This is a genomic window from Serratia sp. CY33802 (assembly GCF_052169095.1).
GTDB lineage: Bacteria > Pseudomonadota > Gammaproteobacteria > Enterobacterales > Enterobacteriaceae > Serratia > Serratia bockelmannii.
Window position 1 is genome coordinate 946,725 of record NZ_JBJNLL010000001.1, and the last position, 22,418, is coordinate 969,142.

Annotated in this window: 16 protein-coding genes, 1 pseudogene and 1 other annotated feature; of the genes and pseudogenes, 11 read left to right on the forward strand and 6 right to left on the reverse strand. The window is 59.1% G+C overall.

Annotation, left to right across the window (positions count from 1 at the left end):
• Nucleotides 1-18: 18 nt before the first annotated feature.
• From trpCF to ACJ8HA_RS04515, 3 genes and pseudogenes are all read right to left on the reverse strand, one after another.
• A complete protein-coding gene (gene trpCF, locus ACJ8HA_RS04505) occupies nucleotides 19-1,380 on the reverse strand; it encodes a bifunctional indole-3-glycerol-phosphate synthase TrpC/phosphoribosylanthranilate isomerase TrpF (protein ID WP_442515268.1) in 1,362 nt (453 codons plus the stop codon).
• A 3-nt stretch (nucleotides 1,381-1,383) separates the two neighbouring features.
• Nucleotides 1,384-2,980: pseudogene (gene trpD / locus ACJ8HA_RS04510) on the reverse strand (bifunctional anthranilate synthase glutamate amidotransferase component TrpG/anthranilate phosphoribosyltransferase TrpD).
• On the reverse strand, nucleotides 2,980-4,542 hold the full coding sequence (locus tag ACJ8HA_RS04515) for an anthranilate synthase component 1 (RefSeq protein ID WP_025303047.1): 1,563 nt from the start codon (nucleotides 4,540-4,542) through the stop codon (nucleotides 2,980-2,982). The pseudogene trpD and the gene ACJ8HA_RS04515 overlap by 1 nt, the downstream one beginning before the upstream one ends.
• Before the next feature lie 24 nt (nucleotides 4,543-4,566).
• Nucleotides 4,567-4,670 (reverse strand) — a sequence feature (Trp leader region).
• A 252-nt stretch (nucleotides 4,671-4,922) separates the two neighbouring features.
• On the opposite strand from ACJ8HA_RS04515, the gene rnm reads away from it, so the two are divergent.
• The 5 genes from rnm to rluB all read left to right on the forward strand — a co-directional run bounded on the left by rnm (nucleotide 4,923) and on the right by rluB (nucleotide 8,962).
• Nucleotides 4,923-5,804, forward strand: a complete 882-nt coding sequence (gene rnm, locus ACJ8HA_RS04520; RefSeq protein WP_197822945.1) for an RNase RNM — start codon at nucleotides 4,923-4,925, stop codon at nucleotides 5,802-5,804.
• 47 nt (nucleotides 5,805-5,851) lie between these two features.
• Nucleotides 5,852-6,472, forward strand: a complete 621-nt coding sequence (locus ACJ8HA_RS04525; RefSeq protein WP_016927522.1) for an L-threonylcarbamoyladenylate synthase — start codon at nucleotides 5,852-5,854, stop codon at nucleotides 6,470-6,472.
• Between the two features lie 115 nt (nucleotides 6,473-6,587).
• Nucleotides 6,588-6,947 carry a Rap1a/Tai family immunity protein gene (locus ACJ8HA_RS04530; RefSeq protein WP_025303044.1) on the forward strand — a complete coding sequence of 120 codons (360 nt, stop codon included), beginning with the start codon at nucleotides 6,588-6,590 and terminating at the stop codon, nucleotides 6,945-6,947.
• Between the two features lie 149 nt (nucleotides 6,948-7,096).
• Complete coding sequence (locus ACJ8HA_RS04535; protein ID WP_141998216.1) at nucleotides 7,097-7,894, forward strand: alpha/beta fold hydrolase; 798 nt, start codon at nucleotides 7,097-7,099, stop codon at nucleotides 7,892-7,894.
• A 162-nt stretch (nucleotides 7,895-8,056) separates the two neighbouring features.
• Nucleotides 8,057-8,962, forward strand: a complete 906-nt coding sequence (rluB, locus tag ACJ8HA_RS04540; protein ID WP_025303042.1) for a 23S rRNA pseudouridine(2605) synthase RluB — start codon at nucleotides 8,057-8,059, stop codon at nucleotides 8,960-8,962.
• Between the two features lie 38 nt (nucleotides 8,963-9,000).
• Here the strand turns inward: rluB and cobO are convergent, their stop codons facing one another.
• The gene (cobO, locus tag ACJ8HA_RS04545) at nucleotides 9,001-9,591 is read right to left on the reverse strand and encodes a cob(I)yrinic acid a,c-diamide adenosyltransferase (protein WP_025303041.1); all 591 of its coding nucleotides are present in this window, start codon (nucleotides 9,589-9,591) and stop codon (nucleotides 9,001-9,003) included.
• A 13-nt stretch (nucleotides 9,592-9,604) separates the two neighbouring features.
• The gene (locus ACJ8HA_RS04550) at nucleotides 9,605-10,366 is read right to left on the reverse strand and encodes a YciK family oxidoreductase (RefSeq protein ID WP_025303040.1); all 762 of its coding nucleotides are present in this window, start codon (nucleotides 10,364-10,366) and stop codon (nucleotides 9,605-9,607) included.
• Nucleotides 10,367-10,725: 359 nt separating this feature from the next.
• Here ACJ8HA_RS04550 and sohB point away from each other — a divergent pair, with 359 nt between their 5' ends.
• Nucleotides 10,726-11,772 carry a protease SohB gene (gene sohB, locus ACJ8HA_RS04555; RefSeq protein ID WP_004930703.1) on the forward strand — a complete coding sequence of 349 codons (1,047 nt, stop codon included), beginning with the start codon at nucleotides 10,726-10,728 and terminating at the stop codon, nucleotides 11,770-11,772.
• A gap of 51 nt (nucleotides 11,773-11,823) precedes the next feature.
• Here the strand turns inward: sohB and ACJ8HA_RS04560 are convergent, their stop codons facing one another.
• Nucleotides 11,824-12,075 (reverse strand): YciN family protein, encoded by a 252-nt coding sequence (locus ACJ8HA_RS04560; RefSeq protein ID WP_033650243.1) that lies wholly within the window; start codon nucleotides 12,073-12,075, stop codon nucleotides 11,824-11,826.
• Between the two features lie 427 nt (nucleotides 12,076-12,502).
• On the opposite strand from ACJ8HA_RS04560, the gene topA reads away from it, so the two are divergent.
• The 5 genes from topA to acnA all read left to right on the forward strand — a co-directional run bounded on the left by topA (nucleotide 12,503) and on the right by acnA (nucleotide 22,382).
• Nucleotides 12,503-15,100, forward strand: a complete 2,598-nt coding sequence (gene topA / locus ACJ8HA_RS04565; RefSeq protein WP_004930691.1) for a type I DNA topoisomerase — start codon at nucleotides 12,503-12,505, stop codon at nucleotides 15,098-15,100.
• 360 nt (nucleotides 15,101-15,460) lie between these two features.
• Nucleotides 15,461-16,435, forward strand: coding sequence for an HTH-type transcriptional regulator CysB (gene cysB / locus ACJ8HA_RS04570; protein ID WP_004930690.1), 975 nt, complete (start codon nucleotides 15,461-15,463; stop codon nucleotides 16,433-16,435).
• Nucleotides 16,436-16,768: 333 nt separating this feature from the next.
• Nucleotides 16,769-19,078, forward strand: a complete 2,310-nt coding sequence (locus tag ACJ8HA_RS04575; RefSeq protein ID WP_043142510.1) for a type VI secretion system Vgr family protein — start codon at nucleotides 16,769-16,771, stop codon at nucleotides 19,076-19,078.
• A gap of 17 nt (nucleotides 19,079-19,095) precedes the next feature.
• On the forward strand, nucleotides 19,096-19,491 hold the full coding sequence (locus tag ACJ8HA_RS04580) for a hypothetical protein (RefSeq protein WP_043142513.1): 396 nt from the start codon (nucleotides 19,096-19,098) through the stop codon (nucleotides 19,489-19,491).
• 218 nt (nucleotides 19,492-19,709) lie between these two features.
• Nucleotides 19,710-22,382 carry an aconitate hydratase AcnA gene (gene acnA, locus ACJ8HA_RS04585; RefSeq protein WP_442515216.1) on the forward strand — a complete coding sequence of 891 codons (2,673 nt, stop codon included), beginning with the start codon at nucleotides 19,710-19,712 and terminating at the stop codon, nucleotides 22,380-22,382.
• The last annotated feature ends 36 nt before the right edge of the window (nucleotides 22,383-22,418 follow it).

The following is a 22,418-nucleotide window of genomic DNA, read 5'->3' on the forward strand; positions in this document are numbered from 1 at the left end:
ATTAATGTTGAGCCGTATTCAGTAGGCGCGCAGGGTCTGGAAGACCGAGGCCAGGCGCGCGGGATCTTTGATGCCTGGTTCGCTTTCCACGCCGGAGTTGAAGTCCAGCCCGGCGCAGCCGAGCTTGGCCGCTTCGACGCAGTTGTCGGCGCGCAGGCCGCCCGCCAGCATCACGTTAGTCAGATCTTCGTCTTGCAATACCGACCAGTCGAAGCGTTGGCCGGTGCCACCGGCACCGTTGTCGAGCAGGTAGCGATCGACATACTGCAAATCGCGCGCCGGCACCCGAGCTTTCACGCTCAGCGCTTTCCAGATGCGGCAATCGGCCGGCAAGCGGGCGCGCAGGGCGCTGATATAAGCCTGGTCTTCCGCGCCGTGTAATTGCACCGCGTGCAGACCGAGGCGCTCAACGGTCAACGCCACGGTCTCGACCTGGGCGTCGCAGAATACGCCGACGTACTTCAGCGGCGCGCCGGAAATCACTTCGCGGGCGCGGGTGATATCCACGTAGCGCGGGGAGCGGCCGACGAAAATCAGCCCGCCGTAGATGGCGCCCGCCTGATAGGCGGCGGCGGCGTCCTGTGGGCGGGTCAGGCCGCACACTTTGTTGTCGCCCAGGATCACGCGGCGCACGGCGGCGCGCAGATCGGGTTCAGACATCAGCGCGCTGCCGATCAGGAAGCCGTTGGCGTAATGGCTCAGCTCGCGGATCTGCCCATAGTTGTTGATGCCCGACTCGCTGATCACCGTCACGCCATGCGGCACGCGCGGCGCCAGTTGACGAGTACGGTCCAGATCGATGCTCAGATCGCGCAGATCGCGATTATTGATGCCGACCACGCGCGCTTCCAGCGCGATCGCCCGCTGCAGCTCTTCTTCACTGATCACTTCGGTCAGCACGCCCATATTGAGGCTGTGGGCCACCGCGGCCAGCTGGCGGTACTGCTCGTCGGTCAACACCGACAGCATCAGCAGAATGGCGTCGGCCTGATAGTAGCGCGCCAGGTAGATCTGATACGGGTCGATGATAAAGTCTTTGCACAATACCGGCTGGCTGACGGTTTTACTGACCAGCGGCAGGAAATCAAAGCTGCCCTGGAAGTATTTCTCGTCGGTCAGCACCGAGATCGCCGAGGCGAAATCTTTATAGACCGTGGCGATCTCCACCGGATCAAAGTTTTCGCGAATCAGCCCCTTGGAAGGCGAGGCCTTCTTGCATTCGAGAATGAAAGCCGTCCGGGTGCCCTGCAGCGCGTGGTAGAAGCTGCGTTCGCTCGGTACGATGTCATTCTGAAAGCCGGCCAGGGGCTGTTGCTGTTGTCGCGCCGCGATCCATTGCGCTTTGTCGCGGACAATCTTGTGTAGCACGGTTTCCTGCATCATTTATCCTCTTGCCGCCAGTGCGATGACACGCTCATAGGCCTGCCCGCTGTTGATCATATCCAGTGCCTGCTGCGCATTTTGGCGCAGGTCTTCATGTCCGAATAACTTCAGAAGCAACGCGACGTTGGCCGCGACCGCCGCGGCGTGCGCCGGCTCGCCTTTACCTTGTAACAGCCGCGCCAAAATGTCACGGTTTTCTTCCGGCGTGCCGCCCAGCAAGGCTTCCAGCGGATAGGTTTCCAATCCGAAGGACTGCGGCGTGAGCTGGTAGCTGCTGATTTCGCCGTTGTTCAATTCCGCTACGTGCGTCGGGGCGTGGATCGCCACCTCGTCCATGCCGCCGCCGTGAACCACCGCCGCACGCTGATAGCCCAACACGCGCAGGGTTTCGGCAATCGGCAGCACCAGTTCCGGGCTGTATACGCCGATCAGCGCCAGCGGCGGACGCGCCGGGTTAATCAGCGGGCCCAGCACGTTGAACAGCGTGCGGGTCTTCAGCTGCTGGCGCACCGGCATGGCGTGGCGAAAACCGGTGTGGTACTGCGGCGCGAACAGGAAACACACGCCGAGGTCGTCCAGCGCTTTGCGCGCTTCTTCCGCCGGCAGATCCAGACGGATGCCGAACGCAGCCAGCAGATCCGAAGAGCCGGAACGGCTGGAGACGCTGCGGTTGCCGTGTTTGGCGATTTTCGCGCCGCACGCCGCCGCCACAAAGGCGCTGGCGGTGGAAATATTGATGCTGTTGGTGCCGTCGCCGCCGGTGCCGACGATATCGGCGAACGGGTAGTCAGGGCGCGGAAACGGCTGAGCGTCGTCCAGCAGCGCTTTGGCGGCGCCGGCGATCTCTTCCGGGCGCTCGCCGCGGACTTTCATACTGATCAACGCCGCCGCCAGTTGGCTAGGTTCCAGTTCGCCGCGCACGATAGCGCTGAACAGCTGTTGGCTTTCCTGCTGGCTCATCGACTCGGCGCGGTACAGTTTCTCAAGAATAGGTTGCATCGTCGTGTTCCTTATATTACTTCGCCAGCGCCCAGGCGAGGGTCTGCTCAAGCAGGCGCGCGCCATGGGTGGTCAGAATCGATTCCGGGTGGAACTGGAAGCCGCACACGCGGCGGTGGTCGTCGCGCACCGCCATCACCATCTCGCCGAAATGGGCGTTGACGGTGAGATCGGCAGGGATGTTGCTGCCGACCAGCGAGTGGTAGCGCGCCACCGGCAGCGGGTTGGCCATGCCGGCGAACATGCCTTCGCCATCGTGAGCGATCGCCGAGGCTTTGCCGTGCAGGATCTCACCCGCCTGGCCGACCTGGCCGCCGTAGGCTTCGACGATCGCCTGGTGGCCGAGGCAGATGCCGATAATCGGCAGCCGACCGTGCAGGCGCTGCAGCAGTTCCGGCATGCAGCCCGCTTCGGACGGCGTGCCGGGGCCGGGCGACAGCATCAGTACCGGCTGGGTCATGTGCTCCAGGCGTTCGATGATCACCTCGGCGGCGATCTGGTTACGGTAAATCACCACCTGGTGGCCGCTGGCGCGCAGCTGATCGACCAGGTTGTAGGTAAAGGAGTCGACGTTGTCGAGCAGCAGGATATCGGCCATCAGAACACCTCCTTGGCATGGTGCGCAGTGGCGATGGCGCGCAGCACGGCACGGGCTTTATTACGGGTTTCGTCGGCTTCCGCCTGCGGGATGGAGTCCAGTACCACGCCGGCACCGGCCTGCACGGTGGCGATGCCGTCTTCGACGTAGGCTGAGCGAATGACGATGCAGGTATCCAGATCGCCGGTGGCGGTAAAGTAGCCTACCGCGCCGCCGTAGCTGCCTCGGCGCGTGCCTTCTGAGGCGGCGATCAGCTGCATCGCCCGCACTTTTGGCGCGCCGCTCAGGGTGCCCATATTCATGCAGGCCTGGTAGGCGTGCAGCACGTCGAGATCGGCGCGCAGGGTGCCCACCACGCGGGAAACCAGGTGCATGACGAACGAATAGCGGTCCACCTTGGTCAGGTCGGCCACGTAGCGGCTGCCGGCCTGGCAGATGCGCGCCAGATCGTTGCGCGCCAGATCGACCAGCATCAGGTGCTCGGCCAGCTCTTTGTGGTCGGTGCGCATTTCCAGCTCAATGCGGCTGTCGAGATCCAGATCCAGCGAACCATCGGCACGGCGTCCGCGCGGGCGGGTGCCGGCGATCGGGTAGATTTCGATCTGGCGATTGCCCGCGTCGTATTTCAGCGCGCTCTCCGGCGAAGCGCCGAACAGGGTGAAGTCATCATCCTGCATGAAGAACATGTACGGGCTGGGGTTGTTGTCTTTCAACGTCTGGTAGGCCGCCAGCGGCGCCGGGCACGGCAGGGTGAAGCGGCGCGACGGCACCACCTGGAAAATCTCGCCCTGGCGGATCGCTTCCTGCAGCTCGCTGACCACCGCGCCGTACTCTTCGTCGCTCTGGTTACAGCTCAGCTGCATGTTTTCCAGCGTTTGGTGCGGGATCGGCTGCGGGGTTTGTTGCAACTCGGCCTGAAGTTGTTCCAGACGTTGCTGCAAACGCTGCGCTTCACTCGCTTGTTCACTGAAGACGCTGGCCTGCAGACGGGCCGTACCGCGTTGGTGATCAAGCACCAACAGCGTTTCAGCCAGATAGAAGCAGAAGTCCGGGCAGCGCTGATCCTGGCGCAGTGCCGGCAGATCTTCGAAACCGGCGACCAAATCGTAGGCGAACAGGCCGCCCAGCATCACGGCTTCGCGCTCGTCCGCCGGAGAGTCCACCAGGGTCAGCAGCGTACGCAGCGCGTCGAACACCGACAGTGAGCGCAGGCGGGCATCTTCGTCCTGCACCGCGTCGATCGCCGGGAAGGTCAGCTCGCGGCCGTTGGGGCGTGCCTGGTTGCGTACCTCAGGCGGCAGCGCTTCGTCCAGCAGCGGCAGCAGCGCCGCGCCGTTGGCGGTGAGCGCCTGCACGCTGACGGTGTGGCCCAGTGCGGTAATGCGCAGCGCGCTGTCGATCACCAGCAGGCTCTGCAGATTCTGTTTGCTGTTGATTTCCGCCGACTCCAGCAGCAGGGTGGCCGGACGGGCGCCGCACAGCTGGTGGAAAAGGGTGGTGGGGTCGCCCCGGTAGCTGGCTTGCGCCTTCAGCAATGTCAGTTGTGGTTTGGTGTTCATCATCGGTGGTTCCAGTGAATTCTGTCCATAAAAAAGCCCGCATCAAGTGCGGGCTCAGGAAATCTGCATTGTCAGATGACAGCTATGCGCGATTACACCGCCCGCAAGAGGGAGGTACGCCACCAACCGTGAAGAGAAATATAGTTGTTCATTTGCCGACTCTCTCTGTTAACGCTCATCTGACACGGCCGTTGCCGTGAACTTGTGTACTAGTTAACTGGTTCGTGGCGACAAAGTCAACCCTCTTTTTGTACAATGTTTTAGCGGCCAGCGTGAATTCTATTCATCATCCGCCTGGCGCCTGCGGCCAGGGCAGAATAGATTTCCGTCCGGCCGTCGATCGCGGGTATGATAGAAAACCAAGCCATTGCCGGATAGCCGTTTTGACAGACAGTAACCCCCCATCCACCGCTTTTACTCTGTACGATCTCCACAGCCACACGACCGCCTCCGACGGTTATCTGACGCCGACGCAGCTGGTACTGCGGGCGGCCGAGATGCGTGTAGGCGTGCTGGCGATCACCGATCACGATACCACCGCCGGATTGGCCGAGGCCGCCACGGCCATTGCGGAGCAGGCGTTGCCGTTGCGGTTGGTCAACGGGGTTGAAATCTCGACGCTGTGGGAAAATCATGAAATTCATATCGTTGGGTTGGGCATGGACGTCACGCATCCGGCGCTGGTGGCACTGTTGGCGGAACAAACCGAACGCCGCAACTGGCGGGCGCAGGAGATTGGCGTGCGCCTGGGTAAAGCGCGGATCCCTGACGCCTATGCCGGCGCGCAACGGCTGGCGGGCGCCGGCGCGGTCACCCGCGGCCATTTCGCCCGTTACCTGGTGGAGCTTGGCGTGGCGAACAACATGGCGCAGGTGTTCAAGAAATACTTGGCCAAGGGCAAAACCGGCTACGTGCCGCCGCAGTGGTGTACAATAGAACAAGCCATTGATGCGATTCATCAATCGGGCGGTCAGGCGGTGATGGCGCATCCCGGCCGTTACGATCTGACCGCGAAGTGGTTGAAACGTTTACTGGCGCATTTCGCCGAACACGGCGGCGACGCCATGGAAGTGGCGCAGTGTCAGCAGGCGCCGCATGAGCGCGCGCAGCTGGCGAAATACGCCCAGGACTACCGCCTGTTGGCCTCGCAAGGCTCTGATTTTCATCAGCCTTGTTCGTGGATCGAACTGGGCCGCAAGCTGTGGCTGCCGGGCGGCGTTGAGCCGGTGTGGCGCGATTGGCTGCAGCCGGGCGAGGCGGTCTGATTTTACGCGCGTGGCAACGCGCGCGGGCATCATTTTAGGAGCAAGTCATGAGTCAGCTTTTTTATATTCACCCGGACAACCCGCAGCCGCGTTTGATTAACCAGGCGGTTGAGGTGCTGCGCAAGGGCGGCGTGATCGTTTATCCCACCGATTCCGGCTATGCGCTGGGTTGCATGCTGGAAGAGAAGGCGGCGATGGAGCGCATTTGCCGCATCCGTCAGTTGGACGGCAACCACAACTTTACCCTGATGTGCCGCGATCTGTCCGAGTTGTCGACCTATGCGCACGTCGATAACACGGCCTTCCGCCTGATCAAAAACAATACGCCGGGCCACTACACGTTCATTCTGAAGGCGACCAAAGAAGTGCCGCGTCGCCTGATGAATGAAAAGCGTAAAACTATCGGCCTGCGCGTGCCCTCAAACCCGATCGCGCTGGCGCTATTGGAGGCGTTGAACGAACCGATGATGTCCACCACCCTGATGCTGCCGGGCAATGATTTTGCTGAGTCCGATCCGGAAGAGATCAGCGATCATTTGGGCAAGGTGGTCGATCTGGTGATCCACGGCGGCTTCCTCGGCCAACAGCCGACTACGGTTATCGATCTGACCGAATCCACGCCGGAAGTGGTGCGCGAAGGGGCGGGCGACGCGGCGCCTTTCCGCTGATGTAAAAGGTTGCCACCTTGCCCATTGTCTGAAAATCGGCTGAAGCGAGGCTATTTCGCGTGAAAGCCGCTATTCTTGATTACTTCAGAATTGATAATGGGCAGGATGCGCAGCAATGATTAAACAGGTTTCTTTTTTAGCGGCCTTATTATTTTCCTCAATGGCAAATGCGGGTTTTTATTCAGGCAGCGGTTTGCTGGCGGAATCCGGCGGTTACGTAAAAAATAAAAGCGGTGAAGCCACCGTGGCCGAAGCGCTGAATGGTGGCATGTTTATGGGATACGTCGCCGGCGTATTCGATACCTATTCTATGCAGGGCAATCGCAATATCTGTCCGGCTGCCGGGATGAGCATCGGCGTCGCCGCCGACGCGGTGATGAAGTATTTGAACGAGCACCCAGAGCAACTGCATTATTCCGCTCCGTCGGTGATCATGCTGGCATTAAGCGCTGCCTATCCCTGCGTGCGCCATTAAGTTCCCGTTCCAATTAGTGCGCATTTTTTCATAAGATGCGCTCGGGGCGCATTCCGCACGAACTTCAATAGATCAATGCCTGCTGCGCTGTCACCTTATTCCCGTCGGTATTTCCCGAACGGGTCGGGGAGAGACGCGCAGGAGGTAATATGACCGCATTTCACAGTGCCAACATGATGCTCGACTATCAGGATATCGGCTCAGGGCCGCTCACGCTGGTGCTGTTGCCCGGCTGGTGCGAACCGAAAACCGTGTTCGAGCCGTTCATTGCTTTGGCGGCCGAACGTTATCGGGTGATCAACATCGACTGGCGGGGCCATGGCCTGTCGTCGAAAGCCGCGGAGATGTCGCTGACGGCGGACGATTTGCTGGAGGATGTGCGCCAACTGCTGACGGCGCTGCGTTTGGATAACGTGGTCACCCTGTCGGTGGCGCACGCCAGCTGGCTGGCGGTAGCGTTGGCTGAAGCGTTGCCGCAGCGGGTGCAGGGCATGGTGTTTCTCGACTGGATCATGACGCAGCCGGAACCGGCGTTCTTTACGGCGGTGAGCCGCATGCAGGAGCCGCAGCGGTGGCAGGCGGCGCGCGACGCCTTGTTCGACTTCTGGCAGGGCGGCATCCGCCACGATCGGGTCAAACGCCATCTGGAGGTTGAGATGGCGCAGGAAGATTACCGGCTCTGGCGTGCCGCCGGCGTGGCCATCGAACAGGCCTATCGGCAATTCGGCTCACCGCTGCAACGCCTGGCGGGAATGAGCGCACCGCCGCCGTGCCGGCACATCTACTCGTTGGATCGCCGTGACGACTATCTGCGGCAACAGCAGGCCTTTGCCGCCGAGCAGCCGTTTTTCTCCGTGGTGCGTCTCGGGGAGGCCCGTACTCACCTCGGCATTCTGGAACGGCCTGACTCGGTGCTGTGGGCTGTGGAGGATTTTTTGGCGCCGTGAACGCCGTCTGAAGGGGGGCACCGCCGATAAAGTGGGTTTCAACACCTTAGAAAGCCTGTATAATACACGGTTCGATCCTGATAAACGTATTATGACCGTCGTGGCTGTTGGCCACGACGGTATCCCCCCGACGCCTGTGAAGGCGACATTAGAGGTTGCTCAATGAGCGAAAAGTTACAGAAAGTATTAGCGCGCGCCGGGCATGGCTCGCGTCGTGAAATCGAAACCATGATTGAAGCCGGGCGCGTCAGCGTCGACGGCAAGGTCGCCAAGCTGGGCGACCGCGTTGAAGTGACCCCGGCGATGAAAATTCGTCTGGATGGCCATGTCCTGTCGATCAAAGAATCCGAAGAGGTGGTTTGCCGGGTGCTGGCTTACTACAAACCGGAAGGCGAGCTGTGTACCCGCAGCGATCCTGAAGGCCGCCCGACGGTGTTCGATCGCTTGCCGAAGCTGCGCGGTTCACGCTGGGTGGCGGTAGGGCGACTGGACGTCAACACCTCCGGTCTGCTGCTGTTCACCACCGATGGCGAACTGGCCAACCGTCTGATGCATCCAAGCCGTGAAGTGGAACGTGAGTACGCGGTACGCGTGTTCGGCCAGGTTGACGATGCGAAAGTGAAGCAGCTGAGCAAGGGCGTGCAATTGGAAGACGGCCCGGCCGCCTTCCGCACTATCAGCTTCCAGGGCGGTGAAGGCCTCAACCAGTGGTACAACGTGACCCTGACCGAAGGCCGCAACCGTGAAGTGCGTCGCCTGTGGGAAGCGGTGGGCGTGCAGGTGAGCCGCCTGATCCGCGTGCGTTACGGCGACATCGATCTGCCGAAAGGCCTGCCGCGCGGCGGCTGGGCCGAACTGGACCTGCCGGCGATCAACTACCTGCGCGAGCTGGTGGAACTGAAGCCGGAAACGGTCAGCAAAATGCCGGTGGAGCGTGAGCGCCGCCGCGTGAAGGCTAACCAGATCCGCCGTGCGGTCAAGCGCCACTCGCAGGTAGCCGGCAGCGGCCGCCGCAGCGCGCCTGGCAGCAAACCGGGTAAACCGGGCAAGCCAAGCAAACGCAGCTAATCCCTCATTCTGGCCCCGTTCGGGGCCAGAACTTTTTGTTACCAATCGATCCCTTGTTGCGCCTTCACGCCTGCGTCGAACGCGTGTTTCACCGGTCGCATCTCCGTGACCGTATCAGCCAGTTCCAATAGATCGCGATGGCAACCGCGCCCGGTCAGGATCACCGTTTGGTGCACAGGGCGCCGTAGGAGCGCTTCCTTCAACTCGTCCAGTTCCAGATAGCCGTAGGTCAGCATGTAGGTCACTTCGTCCAGCAGCACCAGGTCCAGGCTGCTGTCGGCCAGCATGCGTTTACCGTGCTGCCACACCGCCTGGCAGGCGGCGGTGTCGCCGGCCTTGTTCTGCGTCTCCCAGGTGAAACCGGTGGCCATTACCTGAAATTCAACGCCGTGTTGCTGTAGCAGATTCTTTTCGCCATTGGGCCATTCGCCCTTGATGAACTGGATCACCCCGGCGCGCATGCCGTGGCCAACCGCCCGGGTGACGGTGCCGAAGGCGGCGGTGGTTTTACCCTTGCCGTTACCGGTAAACACCAGCAGCAGGCCGCGGGTATCCTGCGCCGCGGCGATGCGCGCATCGACCTGTTCTTTCAGGCGCTGCTGGCGCTGTTGATGACGATCTTCCGCCATGAAACGCTCCTTATTATTCGGCCGCGCCGGGTTTACGGTTCGGCTGCGCGTCGAAGCTCATGCCAGTTTTGCGGCGGCTGTCCTCGCCCATCAGATACAGGTACAACGGCATAATATCGGCGGGGGTCTTCAGTTTGTTCTTGTCTTCGTGTGGGAAGGCGGATGCGCGCATTTTGGTGCGGGTGCCACCCGGATTGATGCAGTTCACCCGCAAATTGCGAGTTTTGTACTCGTCGGCCAATACCTGCATCATGCCCTCGGTGGCGAACTTCGACACCGCATAGGCCCCCCAGTCTGCGCGGCCGGTACGCCCGACGCTGGAGCTGGTGAACACCAGCGAACCGGCGTGGGATTTCAGCAGCAGTGGCAACAGTGCCTGGGTCAGCATAAAGGTGGCGTTGACGTTAACCTGCATCACCTCTTGCCACATGGTCATCGACAGCTCGGCCATCGGCGCGATGTCGCCGAGCAGGCCGGCGTTGTGCAGCACGCCGTCAAGGCGGGGGATCTGGCTAGCCAGATCGTCGGCTATCTGCCGGCATTGCTCCTGAGTGGCGTGCAGCAAGTCCAGCGTCACCACCAAGGCCGGGGCGCCGCCCTGGGCCGCAATTTCTTGTTGTACCGCCAGCAGTTTGCTCTCGGTACGGCCCAGCAGCACCAGTTGGGCACCGAAGCGCGCGTAGGTCAGCGCCGCTTCACGGCCGATGCCGTCACCGGCGCCGGTAACTAAAATGATACGTTGTTCGAGCAGGTCTTGTTTGGGTTGGTAATGCACGATACATCCTCGCCTGGGTGGCTGTTCTCCCGCGAATATCGGGGAGCAAGGGTGAAACGCGCGGCCGGGGCGGGAGCAAAGGCTCGACCGTCTGCGGGCCGCGCAGCGAATCCGTCTCATCGTATTGATGAATAATGGGTGTTATATGCCTTAATCCGCGGGCATTTTCAATGCGTAGCAGGCTGAAATGGCATTCTTTTGTAACAAAAGCGCGGCAGCGGCGGCTTGGTTCGACCGTAAATCGTCCCCATAGTGATGCTCCGTGCGCAATGAATTTTCATTTAGCCGCGACAGCAGCCGCTGCGGTTGGCTAGAATGGAAAGAAGTATACTAACAACCTGTAAATAAAGGCGGAATCTGTGGAGTTTATATCTGTTTATGGCCTGTTTCTGGCCAAGGTCGCCACGGTGGTGCTCGCCATCGCCGCGTTGGCCATATTGGCGGTCAGCCTGGGGCAACGCAAGAGCCGCCAAAAAGGGGAGTTGCAGCTGACCGACCTCGGCGAACAGTATCGCGAGATGCAGCGCGATATGCGCCTGGCGCGCATGGATGCCGCCGAGCAGAAGGTCTGGCTGAAACAGTTCAAGAAGCAGACCAAATCTGATGACAAATTGAAGAAGCAGCGCGCCAAGTCCGGCGCGGTGGAAGTGGCCAAGCCGTGCCTGTATGTGCTGGATTTCAAAGGCAGCATGGACGCGCACGAGGTGACGTCGTTGCGTGAAGAGATCTCGGCGGTGCTGGCGGTGGCGTCGGCGCAGGATGAAGTCCTGCTGCGCCTGGAAAGCCCTGGCGGGGTGGTGCATGGCTATGGCCTGGCGGCCTCGCAGTTGGAGCGCCTGCGCAAGGGCGGCATTCGCCTGACGGTAGCGGTGGATAAAGTGGCGGCCAGCGGCGGCTACATGATGGCCTGCGTCGCGGATCGCATCGTGGCGGCACCGTTCGCCATCATCGGTTCCATCGGCGTGGTGGCGCAGATCCCGAACTTCCACCGCCTGCTGAAAAAGAATGACATCGACGTGGAGCTGCACACCGCCGGGCAGTTCAAACGCACGCTGACGCTGTTCGGTGAAAACACCGAGCAAGGGCGCGAGAAGTTTCGCGAAGATCTGAACGAAACCCACGAACTGTTCAAGCGCTTCGTGCATGAGCAGCGCCCGTCGCTGGATATCGATAGCGTCGCCACCGGTGAGCACTGGTTCGGTTCTCAGGCCAAAGAAAAGGGGCTGATCGACGCCATCGGCACCAGCGACGATTTGCTGATCGCCGAGTTGGATAACCACGAAGTGATCGCCGTGCGCTACACGCGCCGCAAACGCCTGATGGATCGCTTCACCGGCAGCGCGGCGGAAAGCGTCGATCGTTTACTGTTGCGCTGGTGGCAGCGTGGGGAAAAGCCGTTGTTGTAACGGCGATGAGAGCAGGAATCAACGGGGGCCAGGTGCCCCCGTTTTCTTTACTCAATCGACCAGGTGGTATTTTTCCGAAAGCAGATGGGCCAAATGTTTAAACATATTAAATACCGCGGTGGTTTTGGCGGTGGGCAATCCGTCGGCATCCAAAAAGTATTCGCCTCGAAAAACTAAAACGCCGCTTTTTTGTTCAACGTCGGTGGCGATCATGCCGTGCAGATAATCTTCGTGTTGGCGGATGATGTTATTTGCTTCCGCCAGTAGGGCCTCGCGGCCGATAGGTGCAGTATTCTTGTGCATTTATTAGACTCCAAACAAAAAACGCTGCGCATATTCTAACGCCGGTTCGCTTTTATCCGCAAACCGACTAAGGTTTATTTGCCGTCTGGATGGCCATGGGCGGCCGCCGGTTGGCGAAATCTGCCTTTCCGTGCTAATTAGGTTGCGTGACGCTTTTTATCAGGTACAGTGTGGGATTTTGCGGCGTCGGGTGGAAGGTTTTGTTTACGCCATGAATAAAACTCACACAGCCATACTTCTGGGGCATGGGTGAATAGCAGGCAGGATCAACAACTTGCGTTCAGGTTGAGCAATTGGGCAACCAAAAGAAAAAAATCTGTTGATCTCTTGCCAGACTGCCGCAATATAAAAAAAGAGACACGAATTGCCGCGGCACGGCGAGATAAAAGACTTCTTTTTAGAAGAAATAAATTAGGTAAAGGTAAATATGGGTAAAGCTCTCGTAATAGTTGAGTCCCCGGCAAAAGCCAAAACTATTAATAAATATTTAGGAAGTGACTACGTGGTGAAGTCCAGCGTCGGTCATATCCGTGATTTGCCGACCAGTGGCTCAGCCAGCAAAAAGAGCGCTGACTCAACCGAAGACAAAGCCAAGAAAAAAGTTAAAAAAGATGAGAAGGCGGCGCTGGTAAATCGCATGGGCGTCGACCCTTACCACGGCTGGAAAGCGCATTATGAAATCCTGCCGGGTAAAGAAAAAGTGGTCGCCGAGTTAAAATCGTTGGCGGAAAACGCCGACCACATTTATCTCGCAACCGACCTTGACCGCGAAGGGGAAGCCATCGCCTGGCACCTGCGGGAAGTGATCGGTGGGGATGACAAACGCTTTAGCCGCGTGGTGTTTAACGAAATCACCAAAAACGCAATCCAACAGGCGTTCAAACAGCCGGGCGAGCTGAACATTGACCGCGTCAACGCGCAGCAGGCACGCCGGTTTATGGACCGCGTGGTGGGCTATATGGTCTCGCCGCTGCTGTGGAAGAAAATCGCCCGCGGCCTGTCCGCCGGCCGCGTGCAGTCGGTGGCGGTGCGTCTGGTGGTTGAGCGCGAACGCGACATCAAGGCGTTCGTGCCGGAAGAGTACTGGGAACTGCATGCCGATCTGCTGGCGAAGGGTGAAACCGCGCTGCAGATGGAAGTGACTCACGCGCACGACAAACCGTTCAAGCCGGTCAACCGCGAGCAGACTCACGCCGCGGTCAAGCTGCTGGAAAAAGCCCGTTATACGGTGCTGGATCGCGAAGATAAACCGACCAGCAGCAAGCCGGGCGCGCCTTTCATTACCTCCACGCTGCAACAGGCCGCCAGTACCCGCCTGAGCTTCGGCGTGAAGAAAACCATGATGATGGCGCAACGGCTGTATGAAGCCGGCCACATCACCTATATGCGTACCGATTCCACCAACCTGAGCCAGGATGCGCTCAACATGGTGCGTGGCTACATCGGCGACAACTTCGGCGACAAATACCTGCCGAAGGCGCCGAATCAGTACAGCAGCAAAGAGAATTCGCAGGAAGCGCACGAAGCGATCCGTCCTTCGGACGTGAACGTGCTCGCCGAGCAGTTGAAAGACATGGAGGCGGACGCGCAGAAGCTGTATCAGCTGATCTGGCGCCAGTTCGTTGCCTGCCAGATGACACCGGCGCAATACGATTCCACCACGCTGACGGTGAAGGCCGGCGATTATCAACTGCGCGCCAAGGGCCGTACGCTGCGCTTTGACGGCTGGACCAAGGTGATGCCGGCGCTGCGCAAGGGCGATGAAGATCGCACTCTGCCATACGTCGAAATCGGCAGCGAACTTGATCTGCAGAAACTGATCCCAAGCCAGCACTTCACCAAGCCGCCGGCGCGCTACAGCGAAGCCTCACTGGTGAAAGAGTTGGAAAAACGCGGTATCGGCCGTCCGTCCACCTACGCCTCCATCATCTCGACCATTCAGGATCGCGGTTATGTGCGGGTGGAAAGCCGCCGCTTCTATGCCGAGAAAATGGGCGAGATCGTCACCGATCGCCTGGAAGAGAACTTCCGCGAGCTGATGAACTATGACTTCACCGCGCGCATGGAAGACGGCCTTGATGAGGTCGCCAACAACCAGGCCGAGTGGAAAGCGGTGTTGGACGAATTCTTCGTCGACTTCAGCGAGCAGCTGGAAACGGCGGAGAAGGATCCGGAAGAAGGCGGCATGCGGCCTAACCAGATGGTGATGACCAGCATTGACTGCCCGACCTGCGGCCGCAAGATGGGCATCCGTACCGCCAGCACCGGTGTGTTCCTCGGCTGTTCCGGCTACGCGCTGCCGCCGAAGGAGCGTTGCAAAACCACCATCAACCTGGTGCCTGAAGCGGAAGTGCTCAACATCCTCGAAGGCGACGACGCGGAAACCAACGCGCTGCGCGCACGCCGCCGCTGCCAGAAATGCGGTACGGCGATGGACAGCTATCTGATCGACAACCAGCGTAAGCTGCACGTCTGCGGTAACAACCCGGCGTGTGACGGTTATGAGATCGAAGAGGGCGAGTTCCGCCTGAAAGGCTATGACGGCCCGGTGGTGGAGTGCGACAAATGCGGCTCGGAAATGCACCTGAAAATGGGGCGCTTCGGCAAGTACATGGGCTGCACCAACGAGAACTGCAAAAACACCCGTAAGATCCTGCGTAACGGCGATGTCGCGCCGCCGAAGGAAGATCCGGTACCGTTGCCAGAGCTGCCGTGCGAGAAGTCCGACGCCTATTTCGTGCTGCGTGACGGCGCTGCCGGCGTGTTCCTGGCGGCCAATACCTTCCCTAAATCGCGCGAAACCCGCGCGCCGCTGGTGGAAGAGCTGGCTCGCTTCAAGGATCGTCTGCCGGAGAAACTGCGTTATCTGGCCGATGCGCCGGTCGCGGATGCCGAAGGCAATAAAACGCTGGTGCGTTTCAGCCGTAAAACCAAGCAGCAGTACGTCTCTTCTGAAAAAGACGGCAAGGCGACCGGTTGGTCTGCGTTCTACGTGGACGGCAAGTGGGTTGAAGGCAAGAAGTAAGGCTGATGTCCTGCCTGCAAGATGAAAAACCAGCCCTGGCGGCTGGTTTTTTATTGGTGAAAAGGGGCAAACGGATCTATCCTTTGCTGTTTTTATCCCTCCGTTACCGTCGTTTCACGTTGATACCAATGCAAAATAATCGTTATCATAGTGTGACGCGGATCTATACTTGAAGCTGCAACGTGGTATAGTGGTTATATAAAAAGTTTTTTTATTATTAAAGCTTATTAACAACGGCGCTTTCTTCACCATCAGGGTAGAACACGGTGTTTATGGCTTGTGAGTTTCAGCATACCGGGGCGACACCGATATACCTGGCTGCGGGTAAGCCGCAGTGTTTAACCTAGGATGGTATAAGATATGAAATTGCAGCAGCTTCGTTACATTGTGGAAGTGGTTAACCACAACCTGAATGTCTCCTCGACGGCAGAAGGGCTCTATACCTCGCAACCCGGCATCAGTAAACAGGTGCGCATGCTCGAAGATGAGCTGGGCATCCAGATTTTCGCCCGTAGCGGCAAGCACCTGACCCAGGTCACCCCCGCCGGCCAGGAAATCATTCGCATCGCGCGTGAAGTATTGTCCAAAGTGGACGCCATCAAAGCCGTTGCCGGTGAACACACCTACCCGGACAAAGGCTCGCTGTACGTCGCCACCACGCATACGCAGGCTCGCTACGCCTTGCCCAACGTGATTAAGGGCTTTATCGAGCGTTACCCGCGCGTCTCGCTGCACATGCACCAGGGGTCGCCGACGCAGATCGCCGAAGCGGTCTCCAAGGGCACCGCCGATTTCGCCATCGCCACCGAAGCGCTGCACCTGTACGACGATCTCATCATGCTGCCGTGCTACCACTGGAACCGTGCGGTGGTGGTGAAGCCCGATCATCCTTTGGCGGGCAAAAGCAGCATCAGCATTGAAGAACTGGCGGCTTACCCGATCGTCACTTACACCTTCGGCTTTACCGGCCGCTCGGAGCTGGACACCGCCTTCAACCGCGCCGGCCTGACGCCGCGCATCGTCTTTACCGCCACCGACGCCGACGTGATCAAAACCTATGTGCGTCTGGGACTGGGGGTGGGGGTGATCGCCAGCATGGCGGTGGATCCAGTGCAGGATCCGGATCTGGTGACGGTGGATGCGCGCGATATCTTCACCTACAGCACCACCAAGATCGGCTTCCGCCGCAGCACCTTCCTGCGCAGCTACATGTACGACTTTATTCAGCGCTTCGCGCCGCACCTGACGCGCGACGTGGTCGACAGCGCGGTGGCGTTGCGTTCCAACGAAGAGATTGAAGCGATGTTCAAGGACATCAAGCTGCCGATTAAATAGCCGCCAGCGTTGACGACATCAAACAACACCCGGACAGGCCTGCGCCTCTCCGGGTTTTTTATGCGTAAAACCCTGCGCCATAACACACACCATTCGCAAGCTGCGCTAATCCAATCTTGGTTGGGGGAACGCGTTATGGCGCTTTAACGTCAGACCGACTCCCTCTGTCATTTCCACTAAGTTTCTGAATAATGCCCATTCTGGCTTAAGACAGCTTATGTCTTCCTTGTTAGGAATCATCTGAAAACAAAGTGTTTTTGTTCTGGCAAAGAGTTTTTTTTCTCTCGGAAGTTAAAGTAATGCTAACCAATTGCCAGCGGAGCCGCTTATCTCATGACCAGCCGTATCTCTGTTCAATTGCCCGTTGAGGGCCTGCTTTTTTGGAAGCTGGCGGGCCGTGAGGCCTTGTCCGAGCCGTTTGCGCTTACGCTGACCTTGCTGGGACGGGATGCCCGCATTAATCGCAGCGAGCTGTTGGGGCAACCGGTCACGGTGAATCTACCGACGGGACTGCTGTCAGCGGATCGCCATATCAATGGCAAAGTGACCCGCGTTGCCGTCAGTGCCGTCGAATTAAGTGGCACGCGTTATGCTGTGTATACGCTGACGGTGGAATCGGATCTATGGCCGATGAAGCGGGATCGCAATCTGCGCATCTTCCAGGGCCAGACGGTGCCGCAAACGGTGCATGCTTTGCTCAGCGAATATCAGGTTAACGTAGAGGATAAACTCACCGGTCGCTATCGGGTGTGGGATTACTGTGTTCAGTATCAGGAGAGCAGTCTCGATTTTATCAGCCGCCTCATGGAGCTGGAGGGTATTGTTTACCATTTTCGCCATGAGGCGGGCCGCCACACGCTGGTGCTGACGGATGCGGCAGGGCAGTATCAGCCGTTTAGCGGCTACGAGACGATTCCTTACCATCAGACTCCGTCTGGCGGCAGCACCCTCGAGCAGGGCATCGGCCAATGGGCACCGGAAGACAGCGTAACGCCGGGCATTTACGGTTTGGACGACTATGACTTTCGCAAACCGAACGCCTGGCTGTTCCAGGCTCGCCAAAACCCGGCCTCGCCGATGCCGGGCAGCATCGACGTCTACGATTGGCCGGGCCGCTATGTCGAGCACGCCGATGGAGAATTCTACGCACGCGTGCGCCAGGAACGCTGGCAGGTGGAACATCAGCAGGTACATGGCACAGCAACGGCGATCGGAATCGCGCCGGGCTATACCTTTACCCTGATCAACGCCCCGTTTTTCAGCGATAACGGCGAATACCTGACGACGGCCGCCGATTATACGTTCTCCGAGAACCGCTACGCCAGCGGCGAAGAAGGAGAGACGATTCATCGCATCGACTTTACGGTTATCCCGGCTGCTACCGTCTTTCGTCCGCTGACGGTGACGCCGTGGCCGCGCACCTATGGCCCGCAAACGGCCAAGGTGGTGGGGCCCGTCGGCGAGAATATCTGGACGGACAAATACGGCCGGATAAAAGTGAAGTTTCACTGGGATCGCCGCGCCAAAGGGGATGATACCAGTTCGTGCTGGGTGAGGGTCTCGAGTGCCTGGGCGGGGCAAGGGTTCGGTTCGGTACAGATACCGCGCGTCGGTGATGAAGTGGTGGTGGACTTTATCAATGGCGATCCGGATCGGCCGATTGTCACCGGGCGCGTCTACAATGAAGCGAGCATGCCACCGTGGGTGTTGCCGGCGGCGGCTACGCAAATGGGCTTTATGACTCGCAGTAAGGACGGAAGCCGGGACAATGCCAGCTATCTGTTTTTCGAAGATAAGGTGGGCAGCGAGGCCGTGGAACTGCACTCCGAAAAGGATATGAAGGTTTCGGTGGAAAATGACCAGCAGGTCAATATTGACGGTAACCGGTCGACAACTATCCTCAAGCAACAGCAAGACGAAGTGACGGGCAATGCCACCTTCCATTACAAGAGCCAGCGCACCACCACGGTGGATAAAAAAGAAACCGGCTATTTTAATGGCGGTGTCGCTACGGAGATCAAGGCAGGGCGGACGTTCGACATTAAGGACGGCGGTGACAAGGTAACGATCAAAGGCGACCGTACCAGCGATATCGACGGGAATGAAAGCCACCATGTCTCCGGCAAACTGACTGAGACCCTGGATAAAGGGCGGGACGTTACGATCGGCGCTGGCGGCCATAAAGAGAACATCACGGGGGGCGTTACCAGCGAGATCAAGGGCGGCGTCAACGAAACGATCAAAGACGGCGTTACCACCAATATCAATAGCGGCGACTGGACGCAAAACGTCAACGCGGGAACCATTACGATTTACAGCCCGCATCAGATCAAAATTGTCAGCGGCGAAAAGATCAGCCTCGAAGCGCCGGAGTCCGTGTTCAATCCCAAGCTGCACAGCCTGACCGTGACTGCCTTCAGTGAAAGCATTACCGGTAATAGCGTATCGGCATCGGCGATAGCCAGCAGCATCGTTGGCGTGTCCAACGGCCTGACGGGGCTATCCAATTCTTATAAGCTGAAAGAGTTTTCAAAGACGGCGTTCAAAACGGAAACGAACGGGGTGGTGGTGAATGTCGAGGTGACCAATATCAGCAACAGAACGCTGAATGTAACGAATAACTCATTGTTTATAATTACATAAAATGGAGCAGCACGCTTATGTCTCTGGCTGATATGTCGAAGTACTTCCTGTATGCGGGGATCGCCACCCCTGTCGTGATGGGCATTTTCTTTTACTGTATTTTTAAAAACAACGGCGGTAACTCGACCGAGATGTCTGCAGTTAAAAACTATCTCAACAAGGACAGCTGGCAAGGTGAAATTATCGCCTCACACCTCGAATCCTGTCGGCAAACCAACACTCGATATGGCAATGACTTTTTCTTTGACGTTGATTTTTATCTCCCGGGCGACACCCGACTCCACACTGCCAAGGCCCTGGTTCAACCAGGCCAGATGCATCTACTGCGCAAAGGGATGGACATCAAGGTAAAGAAGGGGCGTAAGAATCAGCTGGCGGTTGTGGAGATGGATTTCCCCGCTGAGCTGTTGTAGCTAACCTTTCCCTGCCAAAGCGCCGCATCGTTGCGGCGTTTTTGTTGGCGTATTGCCTAACCCCTTGGCTGGGCTCGCACTTCCTTTCCGCTGATTGTTCCCACCTATCGTTGTGATCAAATCGTGTTGTTATCAAAACGTTAACTTATCTTTGTGGTATCTTTAAACAAGACCTCACTGATTACCCTGTTTTAGTCACAATAAGAAATGGAGGAGCTATGTCGTCCGATCTTCGTGAAACAAGTCTGGATAAGCTGGTTGCACTGAATAGCGAATATTACTACTACAGTCTGCCGCTGGCGGCGAAGCAGCTGGGTGCTATCGACCGGTTGCCGAAATCAATGAAAGTGCTGTTGGAGAACCTGCTGCGCCATGTGGATGGCGATACCGTGCAGGTTGACGACCTCAAGGCCATCGTCGCCTGGCTGCAAACCGGCCATGCTGACCGTGAGATCGCCTACCGTCCGGCGCGCGTGCTGATGCAGGATTTTACCGGCGTTCCGGCGGTGGTGGATCTGGCCGCGATGCGCGAAGCGGTACGGCGACTGGGCGGCAACGTCGACCAGGTGAATCCGCTGTCGCCGGTGGATCTGGTGATTGACCACTCGGTTACCGTCGATGAATTTGGCGACGATAACGCCTTCGAAGACAACGTGCGTATCGAAATGCAGCGCAACCACGAGCGCTACACCTTCCTGCGCTGGGGGCAGAAAGCCTTCAACCGCTTCCGCGTGGTGCCGCCGGGCACCGGCATCTGTCACCAGGTCAACCTCGAATACCTCGGCCAAACGGTGTGGCACAGCGACGAAAGCGGCCGCCGCGTGGCTTATCCGGATACGCTGGTGGGCACCGATTCCCACACCACCATGATCAACGGCCTGGGCATTCTCGGCTGGGGCGTCGGCGGCATCGAAGCGGAAGCGGCGATGCTGGGCCAGCCGGTGTCGATGCTGATCCCGGACGTGGTCGGCTTCAAGCTGACCGGCAAGCTCCGCGAGGGCATTACCGCCACTGACCTGGTGCTGACGGTGACTCAAATGCTGCGTAAGCACGGCGTGGTCGGCAAGTTCGTCGAGTTTTACGGCGATGGGCTGGCCGATCTGCCGCTGGCGGACCGGGCAACCATCGCCAATATGTCGCCGGAGTTCGGCGCCACCTGCGGTTTCTTCCCGGTGGATGACGTTACGCTCGGCTATATGAAGCTCAGCGGCCGCAGCGCCGAACAAATCGCGCTGGTGGAAGCCTACGCCAAAGCGCAGGGCATGTGGCGCAACCCGGGTGATGAACCGGTCTTCACCAGCTCACTGGCGCTGGACATGTCAACCGTGGAAGCCAGCCTCGCCGGGCCAAAGCGCCCGCAGGACCGCGTCGCGCTGCCGAATGTGCCGCAGGCGTTCACGGCCGCGACCGAGCTGGATATCGGCGGCCACAAGGCCAATACCGACAGCAAAACCTTTACGCTGGACGGGCAGCAGCACGAACTGCGCGACGGCGCGGTAGTGATTGCGGCGATCACCTCCTGCACCAACACCTCCAACCCGAGCGTCATGATGGCGGCCGGCCTGCTGGCGAAAAACGCCGTCAAGAAAGGGCTACGCAGCAAACCCTGGGTAAAAACCTCGCTGGCGCCGGGTTCCAAAGTGGTGACCGACTACTTTGACAGTGCCAAACTCACCGCCTATCTGGAAGAGCTGGGGTTCAACCTGGTGGGATATGGCTGTACCACCTGTATCGGCAACTCCGGGCCGCTGCCGGATCCCATCGAGCAGGCGATCAAAGAGGGCGATCTGACCGTGGGCGCGGTGCTGTCGGGCAACCGTAACTTCGAAGGGCGCATCCACCCGCTGGTGAAAACCAACTGGCTGGCCTCGCCGCCGCTGGTAGTGGCTTATGCGCTGGCGGGCAGCATGAAGATCGATCTGACCAAAGAGCCGCTGGGCGAGGGTAATGACGGTCAGCCGGTCTATTTGAAGGACATCTGGCCGAGCAGCCAGGACATCGCTCAGGCGGTGGAAGAAGTGCGCACCGAGATGTTCCACAAGGAATACGGCGAAGTGTTCGACGGCGACGCCAACTGGCAGGCGATCCAGGTGACCGGTTCGGCGACCTATCAATGGCAGGAGGATTCTACCTATATCCGCCATCCTCCGTTCTTCAGCACCATGAAGGTGAAGCCGGATCCGGTGCAGGACATCAAGGACGCGCGCATTCTGGCGATTCTGGCCGACTCGGTGACCACCGACCACATCTCGCCAGCGGGTAACATCAAGCGCGACAGCCCGGCGGGGCGTTACTTGAGCGAGCACGGCGTGGCGCCGCAGGATTTTAACTCCTACGGTTCACGCCGCGGCAACCACGAAGTGATGATGCGCGGCACCTTCGCCAACATCCGCATTCGCAACGAAATGGTGCCGGGCGTGGAAGGCGGCTATACGCGCCATATTCCGTCGCAACAGCAGCTGTCTATCTACGACGCCGCCATGCAGTACCAGCAGGAGAAAGTGCCGCTGGCGGTGATCGCCGGTAAAGAGTACGGTTCCGGCTCCAGCCGCGACTGGGCGGCGAAGGGGCCGCGCCTGCTGGGCGTGCGGGTGGTGATAGCCGAATCCTTCGAGCGCATTCACCGCTCAAACCTGATTGGCATGGGGATTTTGCCGCTGGAGTTCCCGCAAGGGGTGACGCGCAAAACCCTGGGGCTGACCGGGGATGAGCAGATCAGCGTTGGCGGCCTGCAACAGCTGCAGCCGGGCCAGACGGTGCCGGTGCATATCACCTATGCCGACGGGCGCAAGGAAGTGGTCGACACCCGTTGCCGCATCGATACCGGCAATGAGCTGACCTACTACGAAAACGACGGTATCCTGCACTATGTGATCAGGAAAATGCTGTAATTAAGCAATAAAAAGGGCGCCGCGAGGCGCCCTGAT